Consider the following 16,190-nt stretch of genomic DNA (forward strand, 5'->3'; position numbering starts at 1 on the left):
TAGTGTTCGTGGCACAGGCCAATGGGCGGCGCGGAATTCAGTGCATGCCACTCATCTTGAGGTAATAATTTTCCGCACTGTCGTCGAAAGCCGCTGTCCGCGGATTTTCCCCATCCCCAATCTCGTCATTGGCGGCGACCCTCTCTTCCATCTCGTCCTGACCGTCGGGATTTTCGCCCTCCGCCTCGCCATTCGCTTCATCCTCGGAAAATGGACCACGCCCGCGATGCGGCGTTTCCGATCTGTGGTCCTCTTCCGCCGGTGGGTATGCGACGAGCGGTAACGGCGTGCCGTCTTTTGCCAGAGCCGCAGCGATCAGCGATTGCGAAGCCGTTTGTTCCAGCATCGCCATTCTTGCTTCCGGGTCGAGAGCGGCGCGCGGCATGGGCTGGGCTTCTGGCCGGTTGGTAATCGTCTCCGTTTCCTCCCCGGTCGGGTGGATGGGCGTTGCGAGGGCAGTTTTTTCGGCAGGCCGCTCTTCGAGTGGTTGCGGTATGGCGCCCGGTGGCGTGGCGGAAAGCTGGGCAGCGGTGGTGGCTTTGGCGGGAAGTTTGCCGGCCACTGCAGCAAGGAGCAGGTTTTCCATATCCTTGACGCCAGCCGTGGACTGGCCGGATGGCGAGGGCAAGGTAGTGCGGGTTTCCCTCGGCTCCAGCTTCATCGTGTCCCGATGCTGAAGTGCAGGGCGCATCTCGGCGTTCTCAGCCCGTGGCGGATTTGCCGGGCGGGCATCTGTCGAAGCTTCCTTTGTTGTGCTGCCCGTTTGCGGCTGAGGCAAGCGTACGGTGCTTTCGGCGGCTTTCCCTTCCGGTTTTGCCGCATCGTGCGGAGAGTCGGACATGTCGGCAGGTGGGGCGGGAAGATTGACCTGTGGGCCTTGCGGCGCTGCCTGCGCCGCAACCATGGCTTTTATCGCGGCGGCGCTTTGGGCAAGCGGGCCGATAAGCAGAGGCAACAGCCGGCCGGGTGTGGCGGCGGTTGCCGGTTGTGCTGTTGTTGTGGTGGTCGTTGCCGGGTTTGGGCGGCCCTCAGCACTCTGGCTCTGGCCGTTCTGCTGTCTCGCTTGTACTGGCTGCGCGGTCACCGGATTGGCCGAATTGTTCTGCTGATAAGAGGACACCACCGCCTTCGCCGCAAGATCCGTTCCCTTGTAGCGGGAAAGTTCGATCAGCAGCGCAAGCCTTGCGGCATCCGGCCCGGTTGGATGTTTCAGGATTTCTGCGAGCATCGAAAGGCTCAACCCCTGCAGGACTTTGCTGACCTGTTGTTCCAGCGCCAGGCGCTGCGGTGCGGGCAGGGCGCGCAGCGCATCCGTCAGACGCATCACATAGGTTTGAATGGCTTCGCCGTCGCGCCTTGGCAGGTTCATCAGCTTGCCAAGCGCCTCCGCCAGAACGGCGGTGCTGCGGGAAAGCTGATATTCGCTGGCGAGAGAGGTGACTGCGGCTTTGGCGAAAAGACTGCTGCCATTGTCGGGAGCAAGATTGCTTGCCTGCGGCTGCACGGCCTCCTTCGGCTCCCCGCGCTGCGTCTGCGAGGCTGCGGCTCCATAGGCGGCATCGGCTGCCGGAATTTTCGGTACAGGCGGTAACATGCTGCGCTCCGTTCCTATCGATTACCGCCGCTGGCTACGAAAGGGCCAGTCCCTGGCTCTCTGATCCGCATTTGGCCTATGTTGAAAGATTGCCGCGCCGGTGATGTACAGGTGTCATCTCGCCCGCTCATGCGGGAGCGCCGTGTGCGTCGCTGGCAGGAATGCCAGCTCTTCGCGATGCACACAGAATCATCAACCCTAAGTCTGGGCCGTAGATATTAAGAATTCGCTAACCATAAAAATCGTGTCGATATGGCAATCAGGGAGAGACGCTGATGAACATGCGGTAAAGCCCGTTATCGTCGGAATTGACCGATGAAATATGGTCCGGTTCCCTGTCCGCTGCCTCAAAGGCTTCCGGCGGCATCGCGTCGAGCCAGCTCGCCTTGGGAAAACCTCTCTCGGGACGATTTTCAACGGGGGCGATGAGGTTGTCTTCCTCGCTTGCGGCAACGAAATTGTCGTCATTCGGCGCCAGTGGCGGAGCGGCGATGGAGAGCAGCGCTTGCGCCGCATTTGGTTCGGCATCGAGGCCGGCGCTGCCGGATATGCCGGAAATTTGAGACATGTTTGAACTCACATCATGTTTCGCTCAAGTGACTATCGGTAGCGGCGAGATCATGCCGCCTTCTTCTTCAGCAGTGCATAAATTCCATTGTCGTCTATCGAGATCGGCAAAATGGCGCTGCGGGCGTTATCGACGACTGCCTGAGCATCAAGCAGTTTTTCGGCGTCGTCTTTCTGATCGGTTTCCGTCTTGGTTGCGGCGTCTGTCTCTGCGGGTTCGTTGTCATTTTCGGCCGGGGCCGTTTGGCTAGATGGCGTTGCCGCGAGCACGGAGATAAGGGCGATTTCCGATGAAATATCGACCGGGCCTTGCCCGTCAGTGCCTTGCGCTTTTTCTTCGGCGGCAGCGTCTATGTGTTCCTTCACGACGTCCTGAAGTTTTTGCACATCCTCCAGCTTGCCCTGTGCGTCTCGGGTCTGGATATCCTCTTCCCGCTCCGCCGCAACTTCGGCATCGTTGATTTCGCCCATGCGGTTTTTGCCGCGTTCGGCCTGCAATTCTTCCTTGGTTTTCGGATCGGCGACGTCTTCCAGGCGCTGGATGACCTTCATCGTTTCCCGTGTCATGAATTGGGTGCCCTGCGCCTGATCGTTCATCGCATTCTTCACGGCGCGTGCCGCATCGCCAAATGGGTTTGCGATTGCGGCGATCATCTGCTGCGCGGAAATACCAAGTTCCTTGAGGCCAGTCGATTCTTCGAGATCATTGACATTTTTGGGTGCGGTGGCGCGCACTGCCATGATTGCTTTCGACATCTGCACGCCGAAATCTTCTTCCTTGCCGCTCAGGCCGGCATTTTGGGCAATGCGTGCGGCAAGTGCTGCCATGGGCGCGGTCTTGGCAGTTACGCCGTTATTCAGGACTTCCACGACCTGCGCTTCCGAAACGCCGAAGGATTTCAGCGAAATCGGCGTGGCTTTTCCTGCCGCATCGGTTTTTTCAAAGCCGTCGGTCAGGGTCAGCGCGTCCTGAAGCCTTTGCGCGAAAGCGGCGTTCGATTCATCGTTTTCCTGGGTGATGCCAAGCGCAGACGAGAAACGGGAGACAAGCGAGGCGAAGGCATCGCCATCAGGCTTCATGGCGCCGAACAGATAGGCGCTTATCTTTTCATTGGCAACGCGATGGCTTTGGTCCGGCTGCGGCTGGGTCTTTATCGTCTCGTCTTTTTTGGTGCCGTTCGCTTTTTCCTGCTCTTCGCGATGGCGCTCCTCAATGGTTTCCACCATCGACCGCATGAGGTCGCTGACTGCAATGCTTGCCGTCTGCTGCAACGGTGTAATCATCTGGAAGTCCCCGGCCACCCAAAGTTGCGGCCGAGAATAGGCAGTTTCGGTAAATCAGTCCTTAAACGAAGTGTGAAACCGCTCAGCTATGGGCGAAGATATCCGTTTCGTCCCAGCCCAGAAGATCGAGCTTGGCACGGGTCGGCAGAAACGCGAAACAGGCATCGGCATGATCGAGGCGACCATCACGCACGAGGCGGTGGGTCAGCTTGTCGCGCAGCGCATGCAAATGCAGCACGTCGGAGGCGGCATATTCGAGCTGTGCGGGTGACAGTTTTTCTGCTGCCCAGTCGGACGATTGCTGCGCCTTGGAGATGTCGACCTCAAGCATTTCCTTCAGATTGTCCTTCAGCCCGTGCCGGTCGGTATAGGTGCGGGTCAGGCGGGAGGCGATCTTGGTGCAGAAAACCGGCGTCGTCGTCACACCGAACGTGTGGAACAGAACGGCGATATCGAAACGGCCATAGTGAAAAATCTTCTGCCGGGCAGGGTCTGCAAGCATATGGGTGAGGTTTGGAGCCTCCTTCTGGCCGGCGGCGATGCGGATGACATCCGCCGTACCGTCTCCAGGAGAAAGCTGAACGACACAGAGACGGTCGCGGCGTGGCACCAGCCCCAGTGTTTCCGTATCGATTGCGATGGCGCCAAGGTAGCGTGCGGCATCTGCGGCGGAAATATCGCCTTCGTGATAACGGATGGTTGCTGCCATTGTCTTGCTCCGGGAATGTCCAGTTCGTTGCTCCGGCTATAACGGAAAGACAGGTTTGACGATACCGTTTTGTAGGTCGCTCCGACGCGCCTTGGCGCATGTCCGCTTGGTACTTGCGTTTGCGAAAGTCTCCGGGTTAGGTTTGCGAAAATCCTGTTTCTCCAAATTGTATGAAATTTCCTATGACAAAGAAAATCTATCTCGCCGGGCCGGAGGTCTTCCTCCCGAATGCCCGTGAAATGCTCGACCTCAAGGCCTCGCTTGCACGCGAGGCCGGGTTTACGCCGCTTTCGCCGGGCGATTTGGAAATTCCGCCCGCGGACACGAAAATCGGCCACGGCTGCAACGTCAATGCCATAGACGAGCGGATGATGCTGGAAGCGGATGCGGTCATCGCCAATCTCACGCCGTTTCGCGGCATCGCCGCCGATACGGGAACGAGCTACGAACTGGGGTTCATGTGCGCGCTGGGCAAGCCGGTTTTCGCCTACACCAATGTCGCGGCCAATCACTTCACCCGCATCATGGCGCAATATAACGGTGTTGCCGCAATCGATGAAACAGGGCGCTATCGCGGCCCGGACGGTTTGTCGATCGAGAATTTCGACATGGTCGACAATCTCATGCTGCACGGCGGAATTTTGCGGCGCGGCGGCGTTGTCATCGTCGGCAACGCCACGGCAGAGGCTCTCTATACGGATCTCGAGGCGTATAAGCGCTGTCTGGCGGCCGCCGCTGAAAAATTACTGACACAGACTGATCCCGACAGAACGAATTTACTGGAGACATCATCATGAGCGGTACCATCCTCATCACCGGCGCCACGTCCGGCTTCGGACAGGCCACGGCGCGGCGCTTCGTCAAGGAAGGCTGGAAGGTCATTGGCACAGGTCGGCGGGCGGAACGGCTGGAGGCCCTGGCGCAAGAACTCGGCTCCGCCTTTCACGGCGCTGCCTTCGATGTTACCGACGAAGATGCCACTAAAAAGGCACTTGCGGCTTTGCCGGAAGGTTTCCGGGACATCGATATTCTCGTCAACAATGCGGGGCTTGCGCTCGGCACCGCACCTGCACCGCAGGTGCCGCTGAAAGACTGGCAGACCATGGTGAACACCAACATCACCGGTCTTTTGAACATCACCCACCATCTTTTGCCCACGTTGATCGACCGCAAGGGCATTGTCATCAACCTTTCCTCGGTAGCTGCGCACTGGCCCTATGCGGGCGGCAATGTCTATGCCGGAACGAAAGCCTTCCTGCGGCAATTCTCGCTAGGTCTGCGCTCCGACCTGCATGGCAAGGGCGTGCGCGTCACCTCGATCGAACCGGGCATGTGCGAAACGGAATTCACGCTTGTTCGCACCGGCGGCAATCAGGATGCCTCGGACAATCTTTACAAGGGCGTCAATCCGATCACGGCCGAGGATATCGCCAATACGATCCATTGGGTCGCCTCGCAGCCCAAACATATCAACATCAACAGCCTCGAACTCATGCCGGTCAACCAGTCCTTTGCCGGTTTTCAAGTGCATCGGGAAAGTTGATTTCCAACGTCTTCTGCGGGAGTGCTAAAAAACAAAGCAGGAATTTTCGAGCTATGCAAAAATGCAATGCTGCATTGCGAGACTTGCTCTGTTAAAAATCGCGGATACCGCTATATTCAAAACATCGAAGCGACGCACTCCTCCTCCCAGTGTCGCTCGATGCGGATCGGTGGTACTCCTCCTCCCAATCACCGATCAAGTTTGAAGCCTGCCGCACCTCCTCCCGCGGCAGGCTTTTTCCTTTTCTGGGCTTCTTTTTCCAATGCATCTTGCGGTGAGGTTTCTGCGCGCCGTCTGCGCCCGGATGACCGATACCCCGCTTTTCCCCTTAAGTTTTCGGGGGATTTCTGATTTTCCCGTCAAGGCGATGATTGTCGAAATCGGGCGCGTGTCGATCACGATTTCGTTATGTCTAGATGAATATGCACAGTTTTGTGGCGGTGCATCGTCCTGGCCCATTGCTTAGGCCCCGGCCTGTGTTTAAGCATTGGCAAAAGAACGCTTGGGAGTTGCCGACACGCTTGTGTCTGTGCGCCTGAAAGCGGCGGGGAGAGAATGGCAGACTTTCAAGAGGCGCTGAAGCGGTTTCAGCCGATCGCGGTTTCATCGATCGCTGAAGACGAGCTCGGGTTGCGGTTGCGCGGCCTGCAAGCGCAGCTAATCCAGCAAAATATCAAGGCGGTCTGGCTCGATGCATCATCGTCGCTGACCTATTATACTGGCCTGTCGCTTGGTCTTTCGGAGCGCATTCACGGCGCCCTGGTGCCGGCAGAAGGCAAGCCGGTCTATGTCAGTCCGGCATTTGAGGAGCCGAAACTACGGACGATGATCCGTATCGAGGGCGAAGTTGCCGTCTGGGAAGAGGATGAAAGTCCTTTTGACCTGATGGCAAAGCGCATCGAAGCGCTCGGCTGTCCCGGCCACCTTGTCGCGATCGATCCTGCCACTCCTTTCGTTTTCGCATCGGCCCTGATGCAGCGTCTGGAAGGCCGCATCATTTCCGCCCAGCCGATGATTGTCGCACAGCGGCAGGTCAAATCCGCAGCCGAGATTGCCATCATCCAGGCGGCGATGGATGCGAGCTACGGCGTGCAGAAGGCCGTGTTCGAGGGGCTGCGTCCCGGCATATCCACCACGGAAGTGGCTGACTTCGTTAACGCCGCACATGTTGCGCTTGGCATGAAGCCGCTTTTCGTGGCGGTTCAGTTCGGCGAGGCGACGGCTTATCCGCATGGCGTGCCCTATGCGCAGACGCTTGTTGACGGCGACATGGTGCTGGTCGATCTCGGCGGCATCCTTCATGGCTATCGTTCGGATATCACCCGCACCTATGTGTTCGGCCAGCCGACGGAACGGCAGCGTTTTCTCTGGAACGCCGAGCGGGACGCGCAGGCTGCTGCCTTTGACGCGGCCCGGGTCGGTGCTGCCTGCTCGGACGTGGACAAGGCCGCGCGCGACAGCCTGAAGGCGGCCGGTTTTGGGCCGGATTATCAGGTTCCGGGTCTACCGCATCGCACCGGCCATGGGCTTGGGCTGGATATTCACGAAGAACCCTATATCGTTGCAGGAAATGCCACGGCACTTCAGCCGGGAATGTGCTTTTCCATCGAGCCGATGCTGTGCGTTTATGGGGAATGCGGCGTCCGTCTCGAGGATATAGCTTATATGACGGAGGCGGGACCACGCTGGTTCTGCCCGCCGGAAAAGAACCTCGACCGGCTGTTCCAGCCGGTCGCCGGGTAATTGGTCGGGAGGCACAGGACCGAACGGCGACACGGGGCTCCGCGTCGTCGCTGACCAGGACAGGTAGGCCCCTTAAAACGGGGTCGCATAAACTCAGAAAAAGAGGGAAAGGACCACCAGATGAAAACGCTGACCCGCAGTTTGCTTATAGCCTCTGCGCTTGCGATGGCTTCCGCCGTGCCCGCCATGGCGAAGACCTTCGTTTATTGCTCCGAGGCATCTCCGGAAGGCTTCGATCCTTCGCCTTACACCGCCGGCGGCACCTTCGATGCCTCCGCGCATCCGGTCTACAACCGTCTGACCGAGTTCAAGAAGGGCACGACCGAAGTTGAGCCAGGCCTTGCCGAAAAGTGGGAAGTTTCGAGCGATGGCCTCGAATACACGTTCCACCTGCGCAAGGGCGTAAAGTGGCACTCCAACGAGAAGTTCACGCCAAGCCGCGATTTCAACGCCGATGATGTGATCTTCAGCTACAACCGCCAGGGTGACACAAAGAACCCGTGGAACCAGTATATCGCAGGCATCACCTACGAATATTACAACTCCATGGAAATGCCGTCGCTGATCAAGGAAATCGTCAAGGTTGACGATTACACCGTGAAGTTCGTGCTGACCCGTCCTGAAGCACCGTTCCTTGCCAATATCGCGATGCCTTTCGCTTCGATCGTTTCGAAGGAATATGCTGATACGCTTGATAAGGCCGGCACCAAGGAAGACTTCAACAACCTGCCGATCGGCACCGGCCCGTTCAAGTTTGTCGCCTATCAGAAAGACGCGGTCATCCGCTACCAGAAGAACGCCGACTACTGGGGCGAAGCTCCGAAGATCGACGATCTGATCTTCGCGATTACGCCGGACGCTGCCGTTCGTCTGCAGAAGCTGAAGGCTGGCGAATGCCACCTTATGCCTTATCCGGCCCCGGCCGACCTCGCCACCATCCGTGCCGATTCCAACCTCAAGCTCGATGAACAGCCGGGCCTGAACGTTGCCTACTTCGCCTACAACACCACCGTTGCACCTTTCGACAAGCCGGAAGTCCGCAAGGCGCTGAACATGGCGATGAACAAGCAGGCGATCATCGACGCCGTATTCCAGGGCGCCGGCACGGTTGCCAAGAACCCGATCCCGCCGACGATGTGGTCCTACAACGACAGCATCAAGGACGATCCTTACGATCCGGAAGCTGCCAAGAAGGCTCTCGAAGCCGCTGGCGTCAAGGATCTGACGATGAAGATCTGGGCGATGCCGGTTCAGCGTCCATACATGCCGAATGCCCGCCGCACCGCCGAGCTGATCCAGTCGGATTTCGCGAAGGTTGGCGTCAAGGCCGAGATCGTCTCCTTCGAATGGGGTGAATACCTCAAGAAGTCGACTGAAGTGAACCGCGACGGTGCCGTCATCCTCGGCTGGACCGGCGACAACGGTGACCCTGATAACTTCATGGGCGTTCTGCTTTCCTGCGCTGCAACCGGCGAAGGCGGTGCAAACCGTGCTCAGTGGTGCAACAAGGAGTTCTCCGAACTGCTTTCCAAGGCAAAGCAGACCACTGACGTTGCCGAGCGCACCAAGCTTTATGAGCAGGCGCAGGTGATCTTCAAGGAACAGGCTCCGTGGGCGACGCTTGCGCACTCCACGCAGTTCGTTCCGATGTCCGCCAAGGTTTCCGGCTTCACCATGAGCCCGCTTGGCGACTTCACCTTCGAATCCGTCGATATCGCTGAGTAATCCCAAACAACAGGACGCGCGGAAGAACTCAGGTTCTTTCGCGCGTCTTTTCAGGAAAAAACCATGATCCGGTTCATTTTCGGCAAACTTCTCTATCTCGTTCCGACATTTCTCGGGATTACCATCGTTGCCTTTGCCTTCGTTCGCGTCCTGCCGGGCGATCCCGTGCTGTTGATGGCGGGTGAGCGCGGCATTTCGCCCGAGCGGCATGCACAACTTGCCGAACAGCTCGGCTTCAGCCAGCCTATCTGGCAGCAATATCTCCATTTTCTCGGGCGGCTGCTTCAGGGTGATCTCGGCAATTCGCTGGTCACCAAGAAACCCGTTCTGACCGAGTTCCTGGCGCTCTTCCCCGCGACAGTCGAGCTTGGCCTCGTCGCCATCATCCTCGCCACACTGATCGGTGTGCCGGTCGGCGTCATCGCAGCAATCCGCCGTGGCTCGTGGTTCGACCAGATCTCCATGACGACGGCGCTGGTTGGCTTCTCCATGCCTATCTTCTGGTGGGGCCTGCTGCTCATCATCATGTTCTCCGGCATCCTGCAATGGACACCGGTGTCGGGCCGTATCTCGTTGATGTATTTCTTCCCTTCCGTCACCGGTTTCATGCTGATCGACAGCCTGATTTCGGGGCAGAAGGGTGCTTTCGCTTCGGCTCTGTCACATCTCATCCTGCCTTCGGTGGTGCTTGCCACCATCCCGCTTGCAGTTATTGCCCGCCAGACACGGTCGGCAATGCTCGAAGTCCTCGGTGAGGATTATGTGCGGACAGCGCGTGCAAAGGGCATGTCGCCGTCCCGTGTCGTCGGCGTCCACGCATTGCGCAACGCCATGATCCCGGTCATCACCACCATCGGCCTGCAGATCGGTGTGCTGATGGCGGGTGCAATCCTGACCGAAACCATCTTCTCCTGGCCGGGCATCGGCAAGTGGATGATCGATTCCATCTCGCGCCGCGACTATCCGGTCGTGCAGAGCGGCCTGCTTCTGATCGCGGGTCTGGTGATGATCGTCAACCTGCTTGTCGATCTCACCTATGGCCTCATCAATCCAAGGATCCGTCACAAATGAGCGATGTGACCACAGCTCCCGGCGTCAGGCTTTCCGACGCCGCCATCCGCCGCCGGATGATCGCCGATTTCTGGTTCTACTTCCGCCAGAACCGTGGCGCCGTCGTCGGCCTTGCCGTCTTCCTTCTTCTGGTTCTGATCGCGGTTTTCGCAGCCGTGATTGCCCCGCATGACCCGACCCAGCAATATAGAGACGCGTTGCTCGTCCCGCCGGTCTGGCAGGATGGAGGCCGTACCGCATTCCTGCTCGGCACCGACGCTGTCGGCCGCGACATGCTGTCCCGACTGATCTATGGCGCGCAATATTCGCTGTTCATCGGCGTCGTCGTTGTTTCCATCGCCCTTGTCGGCGGCATTGTCATCGGTCTCGTCGCCGGCTTCTTCGGCGGCTGGGTGGACACTGTCATCATGCGCGTGATGGACGTCATCCTGGCGTTTCCATCGCTGCTTCTGGCACTGGTGCTGGTTGCGATCCTGGGTCCGGGGTTGACCAACGCCATGATCGCGATTGCCATCGTCTATCAGCCGCATTTCGCGCGTCTGACGCGTGCAGCTGTCATGAGCGAGCTTCGGCGTGAATATGTCACCGCCGCCCGTGTGGCGGGTGCCGGCAATTTCCGGCTGATGTTCAAGACGATTTTGCCGAACTGCCTTGCACCTTTGATCGTGCAGGCGACGCTCTCCTTCTCATCTGCCGTTCTCGATGCGGCGGCTCTCGGCTTCCTCGGCATGGGCGCGCAGCCGCCCGCATCCGAATGGGGCACGATGCTGGCCGAAGCCCGCGAGTTCATCCTGCGCGCCTGGTGGGTCGTTACCCTTCCCGGCCTGACGATTCTCGTATCGGTGCTCGCCATCAACCTGATGGGTGACGGGCTGCGCGATGCGCTCGATCCCAAACTGAAGCGGAGCTAAGCGATGAGCCTGCTGAAAATCAAGAACCTCACCGTCAAGTTCGCCACCGCCACCGGCGCGTTCACGGCCGTCAACGGCATCGACGTCTCCGTGGACAAGCATGAGGTGCTGGCCATCGTCGGCGAGTCCGGTTCCGGCAAGTCGGTATCCATGCTCGCCGTCATGGGGCTTTTGCCCGATACGGCGACGATCACCGCCGACGAGATGATCTTCGATGGTATAAACCTGCTGGCCATGTCGCCGCAGGAGCGCCGCAAGCTGATCGGCCGTGAGATCACCATGATCTTCCAGGAGCCAGTTGCGTCGCTCAACCCGTCCTTTACGGTCGGTTTCCAGATCGAGGAGGTGCTGCGCCTCAATCTCGGCATGGGCCGGTCTGCGGCGCGTGCACGCGCACTGGAGCTGTTCCGGTCCGTCGGTATTCCCGATCCGGAAACCAAGCTCAATGCCTATCCGCACCAGATGTCCGGCGGTCAATGCCAGCGTGTGATGATCGCCATCGCCATCGCTTCCAAACCGCGTCTCTTGATCGCCGACGAGCCGACCACCGCGCTCGACGTGACGATCCAGAAACAGATCCTCGATCTGTTGATGGATCTGCAGGAAGAATACGGCATGGCGCTGATCCTCATCACCCATGACATGGGTGTCGTGGCCGAAACAGCAGACCGCGTGGTCGTGCAATATAAGGGCCGCAAGATGGAGGAAGCGGATGTGCTGAGCCTGTTTGAGGCCCCGCAACATCCCTATACCAAGGCATTGCTTTCCGCGCTGCCGGAACATGCGACCGGCGACCGCCTGCCCACGGTTTCCGACTTTTTCGGCAAGGAGGGCGTTCAATGAGCATCGTTGTCGAAGGCAAGGGCATTACCCGCCATTATCACGTTCCGGGCGGCCTGTTCGGCGGAGCAAAGACCGTGCAGGCGTTGAAAGGCATCGATTTTGCCGTCGAGCGCGGCAAGACGCTCGCCATCGTCGGCGAGTCCGGTTCCGGCAAATCGACGCTTGCGCGCATCATCGCGCTGATCGATCCGGCATCCGGTGGCGAGCTGAAGATCGACGGCCAGCCGGTCGATATCGCAAAGCGCCGTCCCGGCACGGACATGCGCTCCAAGGTGCAGATGGTGTTCCAGAACCCCTATGGTAGCCTCAATCCGCGCCAGAAGGTTGGCGACGTGCTGATGGAGCCGCTTGTCATCAACACCAAAATGCCGGCGTCCGAGCGTCGTGAGCGGGCTGAAGCCATGCTCGTGAAGGTGGGGCTGGGCCCCGAACACTTCAACCGATATCCGCACATGTTTTCTGGCGGCCAACGGCAGCGCATCGCGATTGCGCGGGCGCTGATGCTCAACCCCGCACTTCTGGTGCTGGACGAGCCGGTCTCGGCACTCGATCTTTCAGTGCAGGCGCAGGTGCTGAACCTGCTGAGAGACCTCCAGGAAGAGTTCGAGCTGACCTACGTCTTCGTCAGCCACGACCTTTCCGTCGTTCGCTATATCGCCGATGACGTCATGGTTATCTCGAAGGGTGTAGCCGTGGAGCAGGGCACGCGCGAGGAACTATTTGCCGATCCGAAGCACGCCTATACGCGCCAGCTTTTTGCCGCCACTCCGGTAACGGATGTAGACGCCATCCGCGCCCGCGTGGAGCGCCGCAAGGCGGCACGGCAGCCTGCGACGGCTTGAGATCGACGATTGACCGATGAATAAGTGGAACAGGCCGGATTTCCGGCCTGTTGTTTTTTCAGGACTTTAAAAGATTGCGGAGATACGCTCAGGCGCCGGCCTCTCTCAGCAGACGCACCTGCCGCAGTGTATTCTGCCGGCTACGCTCCAGATGGCGCCATAGGGCGTCGATAATCTGGGCCTTGCTGCGGGCGGCTATGGCATCGGCAATATTCTGGTGTTCCTCGACAGAGCGGGCGTAGTCGCCAAGGATCGATACGAAAACCGTGTGGGTCTGGTCGAGAATGCGCCCATGCGTGCCGGAAATGACCGGAATGCGCGCGGCCGAAACAAGGGCCGTGTGGAAGCTGCGATCGTGAAACAGCGCTTTGGAGAGATCGTCCAGCGTCGCGCTCTTGGCAAATTCGCGGTGTTTCGCAAGGCTTTCCAGAAGCTGCGCATGCAAGGCTTCGTCCAGCTGCCCGGCATCGAAGGCCACTTCCACAGCGCCTTTTTCCAGCAGCATTCTGGCGGCGTAGAGTTCTTCCACATCCTCCACGGTAAAATCGCGTACTACCATGCCGCGCCTTGAGGAATTGACCACCAGCCCGTCTGCCTCGAGTTTCAGGCATGCTTCCTTGACCGGCGTGGGGCTGATGCCGAGATCGGCGGCAAGTTCGTTGGGCAACAGCCGTTCGCCGCCGCGCAATCTGCCGCTGACGATGCGCGCCCGCAGTTCCTGATGCGCTTGGTCGGCGAGCGTGACTTTGATCAGTGTGTTCATGGCAACACCATCACCTAACAGCGAGTGACAGGCAATGACAGAATATAAAAAATAAAAAATTTTTTATTTTACAATGATCGATTTTGCTTTAGCTGTATCCGTCATCGGAAGCTGGCTGCTGGAGGAGGGTGGCCGGGCAACCCCTGAGGCTTCATCTCCTGCGGTCATTGATCGCGGGGCAGTGGCGACATTCCACTGGTTGATTGGTGGAGCTTCGATCAGAACGGAACTTCCGTTTATTCCTCCCCAAAGGCTGCTCAAGCGTCGAGGAATTGACCGATCATGAAAATAACCGCTGTCGAACCTTTCATCCTGCATCTGCCGCTGACATCGGAATCCATTTCCGATTCCACCCACAGCATCACCCATTGGGGCGTCGTCGGCGCAAAAATTACGACGAGTGACGGCCTTGAGGGATACGGCTTCACCGGTACCCATGCGCACCTGCCGTCCGACCGGTTGATCACATCCTGCATCAGCGATTGCTATGCGCCTCTGCTGATCGGCGAGGATGCATCCGAACATTCGCGGCTGTGGACAAAACTTGCCCGTTATCCGTCCCTGCAATGGGTCGGCCGCGCGGGCATCACCCATCTGGCGCTGGCTGCGGTCGATGTGGCGCTCTGGGATCTGAAGGCGAAGAAGGCGGGCGTGCCACTCTGGCAATACCTCGGCGGCGCGCGCACCACAGGGGTCGAAGCTTACAATACCGATATAGGCTGGCTTTCCTTCAATCTCGAAAATCTGCTGGCGGGCAGCGCCAGGGCAGTTGAAGAGGAAGGTTTTACCCGCCTGAAAATCAAGGTCGGGCACGATGATCCGAATATTGATATCGGACGCCTCGCGGCGGTGCGCAAGCGTCTCGGCTCCGCGATACGCATCGCTATCGATGGTAACGGCAAGTGGGATCTGCCGACATGCCAGCGCTTCTGCGCGGCGGCAAAGGATCTGGATATTTATTGGTTCGAAGAACCGCTTTGGTACGACGATGTGACCAGCCACGCGCGGCTGGCACGCAACACATCCATTCCCATCGCTCTCGGAGAGCAGCTTTATACGGTGGATGCGTTCCGGTCATTTATCGATGCGGGCGCGGTTGCCTATGTCCAGCCGGATGTAACCCGACTTGGCGGCATCACCGAATATATCCAGGTAGCTGACCTCGCGCTCGCCAATCGCCTGCCTGTCGTTCCGCATGCCGGTGAGATGAGCCAGGTGCATGTGCATCTGAGTTACTGGCATCCGGCATCGACCATCCTCGAATATATTCCGTGGATCAAGGACCATTTCGAAGAGCCGATCCATGTTCGCGATGGTGTTTACAAGCGCCCGGAGCATCCCGGCGCCAGCACCACGCCTTTAGCCGAAAGCATCGCCCGCTACGGCAAAGCGGTGAAATGAACCAGAGGCTTCAGCCCGGATTGCATCGGCCACGGGGCGCCGGCGCCGTCAAAGGAATCGTGCGCTATCAAAGACTGGATCGCACCGTCACCCAGAATCTAATCCGGGGTGACGGCGTGGGCATGATGAAGGTTTTGCCAGACTTAGCGCCAGCCGAGTGCGGGCGCCACCTGTTTTAGGATCGTCTCGATCACATGGGCGTTGTAGTCGACGCCCAGCTGGTTCGGCACGGTCAAAAGCAGCGTGTCGGCCTCGGCGATAGCTTCGTCGGTTTTCAGCTGTTCGATCAGCGCTTCAGGCTCGGCGGCATAGCTGCGGCCGAAGATCGCGCGGGTCTTGTCGTCGATATAGCCGACCTTGTCGTCACTCTCGTTGCCGTAACCGAAATAGGACCGGTCGCGATCGTTGACGAGGGCAAAGATGCTGCGGCTGACCGACACGCGAGGCTCGCGGGCGTGTCCAGCCTCTTTCCATGCGGCGTGGTAAGCACGGATCTGTTCGGCCTGCTGCACATGGAAGGGTTCGCCGGTCTCATCCGTTTTCAGGGTGGAGCTTTGAAGGTTCATGCCAAGCTTTGCCGCCCAAACCGCCGTCGCATTGGAGCTGGAACCCCACCAGATGCGCTCGCGCAACCCTTCGGAGTGCGGCTCCAGCCGCAGCAGGCCGGGCGGGTTGGGAAACATCGGCCGAGGGTTCGGCTCGGCGAAACCTTCGCCCTTCAGAAGCTCGAGGAAGACTTCGGTGTGCTGGCGCGCCATGTCCTCCTCGGTCTGGCCCTCGGCAGGGCGGTAGCCGAAATAGCGCCAGCCGTCGATCACCTGTTCGGGAGAACCGCGACTGATGCCGAGTTGCAGGCGTCCGCCGGCGATGAGATCGGCTGAACTCGCATCCTCCACCATGTAAAAGGGGTTCTCATAACGCATGTCGATGACGCCGGTGCCGATCTCGATACTTTTCGTTCTTGCGCCAACGGCGGCAAGCAGCGGAAAAGGTGATCCCAACTGGCGGGCGAAGTGGTGGACACGGAAATAAGCGCCGTCGGCGCCGAGTTCTTCCGCAGCAACGGCCAGGTCTATCGATTGCAGCAGGGTGTCTGCAGCAGAGCGGGTCTGCGACTGGGGCGAGGGCGTCCAGTGTCCGAAGGATAGAAATCCGATCTTTTTCATGATGACCTTCCAAATGTTTAGGCTGCAG

The 16,190-nt window shown here is 59.1% G+C and carries 15 protein-coding genes; 9 read left to right on the forward strand and 6 right to left on the reverse strand.

The features are described 5' to 3' along the window. Positions 1-37: 37 nt before the first annotated feature. The 4 genes from RBH71_RS09550 to RBH71_RS09565 form a co-directional block, all read right to left on the reverse strand. Positions 38-1,594: a hypothetical protein gene (locus RBH71_RS09550; protein ID WP_323687264.1), complete on the reverse strand. Its 1,557-nt coding sequence runs from the start codon at positions 1,592-1,594 to the stop codon at positions 38-40. Between the two features lie 259 nt (positions 1,595-1,853). Then, positions 1,854-2,162, reverse strand: a complete 309-nt coding sequence (locus tag RBH71_RS09555) for a hypothetical protein (protein WP_038494666.1) — start codon at positions 2,160-2,162, stop codon at positions 1,854-1,856. Positions 2,163-2,212: 50 nt separating this feature from the next. Further along, entirely contained in the window at positions 2,213-3,445 is a 1,233-nt protein-coding gene (locus tag RBH71_RS09560; protein ID WP_038494669.1) for a hypothetical protein, read from the reverse strand. Between the two features lie 82 nt (positions 3,446-3,527). Next, a complete protein-coding gene (locus RBH71_RS09565) occupies positions 3,528-4,154 on the reverse strand; it encodes a ribonuclease D (RefSeq protein WP_004431923.1) in 627 nt (208 codons plus the stop codon). A gap of 182 nt (positions 4,155-4,336) precedes the next feature. On the opposite strand from RBH71_RS09565, the gene RBH71_RS09570 reads away from it, so the two are divergent. The 8 genes from RBH71_RS09570 to RBH71_RS09605 all read left to right on the forward strand — a co-directional run bounded on the left by RBH71_RS09570 (position 4,337) and on the right by RBH71_RS09605 (position 12,832). Beyond that, positions 4,337-4,951: a nucleoside 2-deoxyribosyltransferase gene (locus RBH71_RS09570; protein ID WP_038494672.1), complete on the forward strand. Its 615-nt coding sequence runs from the start codon at positions 4,337-4,339 to the stop codon at positions 4,949-4,951. Further along, entirely contained in the window at positions 4,948-5,697 is a 750-nt protein-coding gene (locus RBH71_RS09575) for an SDR family oxidoreductase (protein ID WP_004431929.1), read from the forward strand. Before RBH71_RS09570 ends, RBH71_RS09575 begins: the two co-directional genes overlap by 4 nt. Positions 5,698-6,252: 555 nt before the next feature. Next, positions 6,253-7,440 (forward strand): M24 family metallopeptidase, encoded by a 1,188-nt coding sequence (locus RBH71_RS09580; protein ID WP_038494675.1) that lies wholly within the window; start codon positions 6,253-6,255, stop codon positions 7,438-7,440. A gap of 120 nt (positions 7,441-7,560) precedes the next feature. Next, a complete protein-coding gene (locus tag RBH71_RS09585; RefSeq protein WP_004431933.1) occupies positions 7,561-9,165 on the forward strand; it encodes an ABC transporter substrate-binding protein in 1,605 nt (534 codons plus the stop codon). A 63-nt stretch (positions 9,166-9,228) separates the two neighbouring features. After that, positions 9,229-10,236: an ABC transporter permease subunit gene (locus tag RBH71_RS09590; RefSeq protein WP_004431937.1), complete on the forward strand. Its 1,008-nt coding sequence runs from the start codon at positions 9,229-9,231 to the stop codon at positions 10,234-10,236. Next, on the forward strand, positions 10,233-11,147 hold the full coding sequence (locus RBH71_RS09595; RefSeq protein ID WP_004431940.1) for an ABC transporter permease subunit: 915 nt from the start codon (positions 10,233-10,235) through the stop codon (positions 11,145-11,147). The genes RBH71_RS09590 and RBH71_RS09595 overlap by 4 nt, the downstream gene beginning before the upstream one ends. A 3-nt stretch (positions 11,148-11,150) precedes the next feature. Next, positions 11,151-11,990, forward strand: coding sequence for an ABC transporter ATP-binding protein (locus tag RBH71_RS09600; RefSeq protein ID WP_004431942.1), 840 nt, complete (start codon positions 11,151-11,153; stop codon positions 11,988-11,990). Continuing rightward, complete coding sequence (locus RBH71_RS09605; RefSeq protein WP_111801361.1) at positions 11,987-12,832, forward strand: ATP-binding cassette domain-containing protein; 846 nt, start codon at positions 11,987-11,989, stop codon at positions 12,830-12,832. Before RBH71_RS09600 ends, RBH71_RS09605 begins: the two co-directional genes overlap by 4 nt. 88 nt (positions 12,833-12,920) lie before the next feature. Here RBH71_RS09605 and RBH71_RS09610 read toward each other — a convergent pair whose 3' ends face one another. Then, positions 12,921-13,595: a GntR family transcriptional regulator gene (locus RBH71_RS09610; protein ID WP_025595209.1), complete on the reverse strand. Its 675-nt coding sequence runs from the start codon at positions 13,593-13,595 to the stop codon at positions 12,921-12,923. Positions 13,596-13,877: 282 nt separating this feature from the next. Here RBH71_RS09610 and RBH71_RS09615 point away from each other — a divergent pair, with 282 nt between their 5' ends. Next, the gene (locus tag RBH71_RS09615; protein ID WP_111801360.1) at positions 13,878-14,996 is read left to right on the forward strand and encodes a mandelate racemase/muconate lactonizing enzyme family protein; all 1,119 of its coding nucleotides are present in this window, start codon (positions 13,878-13,880) and stop codon (positions 14,994-14,996) included. A 143-nt stretch (positions 14,997-15,139) separates the two neighbouring features. Here the strand turns inward: RBH71_RS09615 and RBH71_RS09620 are convergent, their stop codons facing one another. Then, positions 15,140-16,162 (reverse strand): LLM class flavin-dependent oxidoreductase, encoded by a 1,023-nt coding sequence (locus RBH71_RS09620; RefSeq protein ID WP_111801359.1) that lies wholly within the window; start codon positions 16,160-16,162, stop codon positions 15,140-15,142. Between the last annotated feature and the right edge of the window lie 28 nt (positions 16,163-16,190).

Origin of the sequence: Rhizobium sp. AN68 (assembly GCF_030758035.1) — a bacterium.
In the GTDB taxonomy this organism is placed as follows: Bacteria; Pseudomonadota; Alphaproteobacteria; order Rhizobiales; family Rhizobiaceae; genus Agrobacterium; species Agrobacterium tumefaciens.

What these genes read in the sequence shown, in the direction of transcription:
- RBH71_RS09550 (WP_323687264.1), bottom strand. Translation starts at nt 1,594, where the DNA reads ATGTTACCGCCTGTACCGAAAATTCCGGCAGCCGATGCCGCCTATGGA.
- RBH71_RS09555 (WP_038494666.1), bottom strand. Translation starts at nt 2,162, where the DNA reads ATGTCTCAAATTTCCGGCATATCCGGCAGCGCCGGCCTCGATGCCGAA.
- RBH71_RS09560 (WP_038494669.1), bottom strand. Translation starts at nt 3,445, where the DNA reads ATGATTACACCGTTGCAGCAGACGGCAAGCATTGCAGTCAGCGACCTC.
- RBH71_RS09565 (WP_004431923.1), bottom strand. Translation starts at nt 4,154, where the DNA reads ATGGCAGCAACCATCCGTTATCACGAAGGCGATATTTCCGCCGCAGAT.
- RBH71_RS09570 (WP_038494672.1), top strand. Translation starts at nt 4,337, where the DNA reads ATGACAAAGAAAATCTATCTCGCCGGGCCGGAGGTCTTCCTCCCGAAT.
- RBH71_RS09575 (WP_004431929.1), top strand. Translation starts at nt 4,948, where the DNA reads ATGAGCGGTACCATCCTCATCACCGGCGCCACGTCCGGCTTCGGACAG.
- RBH71_RS09580 (WP_038494675.1), top strand. Translation starts at nt 6,253, where the DNA reads ATGGCAGACTTTCAAGAGGCGCTGAAGCGGTTTCAGCCGATCGCGGTT.
- RBH71_RS09585 (WP_004431933.1), top strand. Translation starts at nt 7,561, where the DNA reads ATGAAAACGCTGACCCGCAGTTTGCTTATAGCCTCTGCGCTTGCGATG.
- RBH71_RS09590 (WP_004431937.1), top strand. Translation starts at nt 9,229, where the DNA reads ATGATCCGGTTCATTTTCGGCAAACTTCTCTATCTCGTTCCGACATTT.
- RBH71_RS09595 (WP_004431940.1), top strand. Translation starts at nt 10,233, where the DNA reads ATGAGCGATGTGACCACAGCTCCCGGCGTCAGGCTTTCCGACGCCGCC.
- RBH71_RS09600 (WP_004431942.1), top strand. Translation starts at nt 11,151, where the DNA reads ATGAGCCTGCTGAAAATCAAGAACCTCACCGTCAAGTTCGCCACCGCC.
- RBH71_RS09605 (WP_111801361.1), top strand. Translation starts at nt 11,987, where the DNA reads ATGAGCATCGTTGTCGAAGGCAAGGGCATTACCCGCCATTATCACGTT.
- RBH71_RS09610 (WP_025595209.1), bottom strand. Translation starts at nt 13,595, where the DNA reads ATGAACACACTGATCAAAGTCACGCTCGCCGACCAAGCGCATCAGGAA.
- RBH71_RS09615 (WP_111801360.1), top strand. Translation starts at nt 13,878, where the DNA reads ATGAAAATAACCGCTGTCGAACCTTTCATCCTGCATCTGCCGCTGACA.
- RBH71_RS09620 (WP_111801359.1), bottom strand. Translation starts at nt 16,162, where the DNA reads ATGAAAAAGATCGGATTTCTATCCTTCGGACACTGGACGCCCTCGCCC.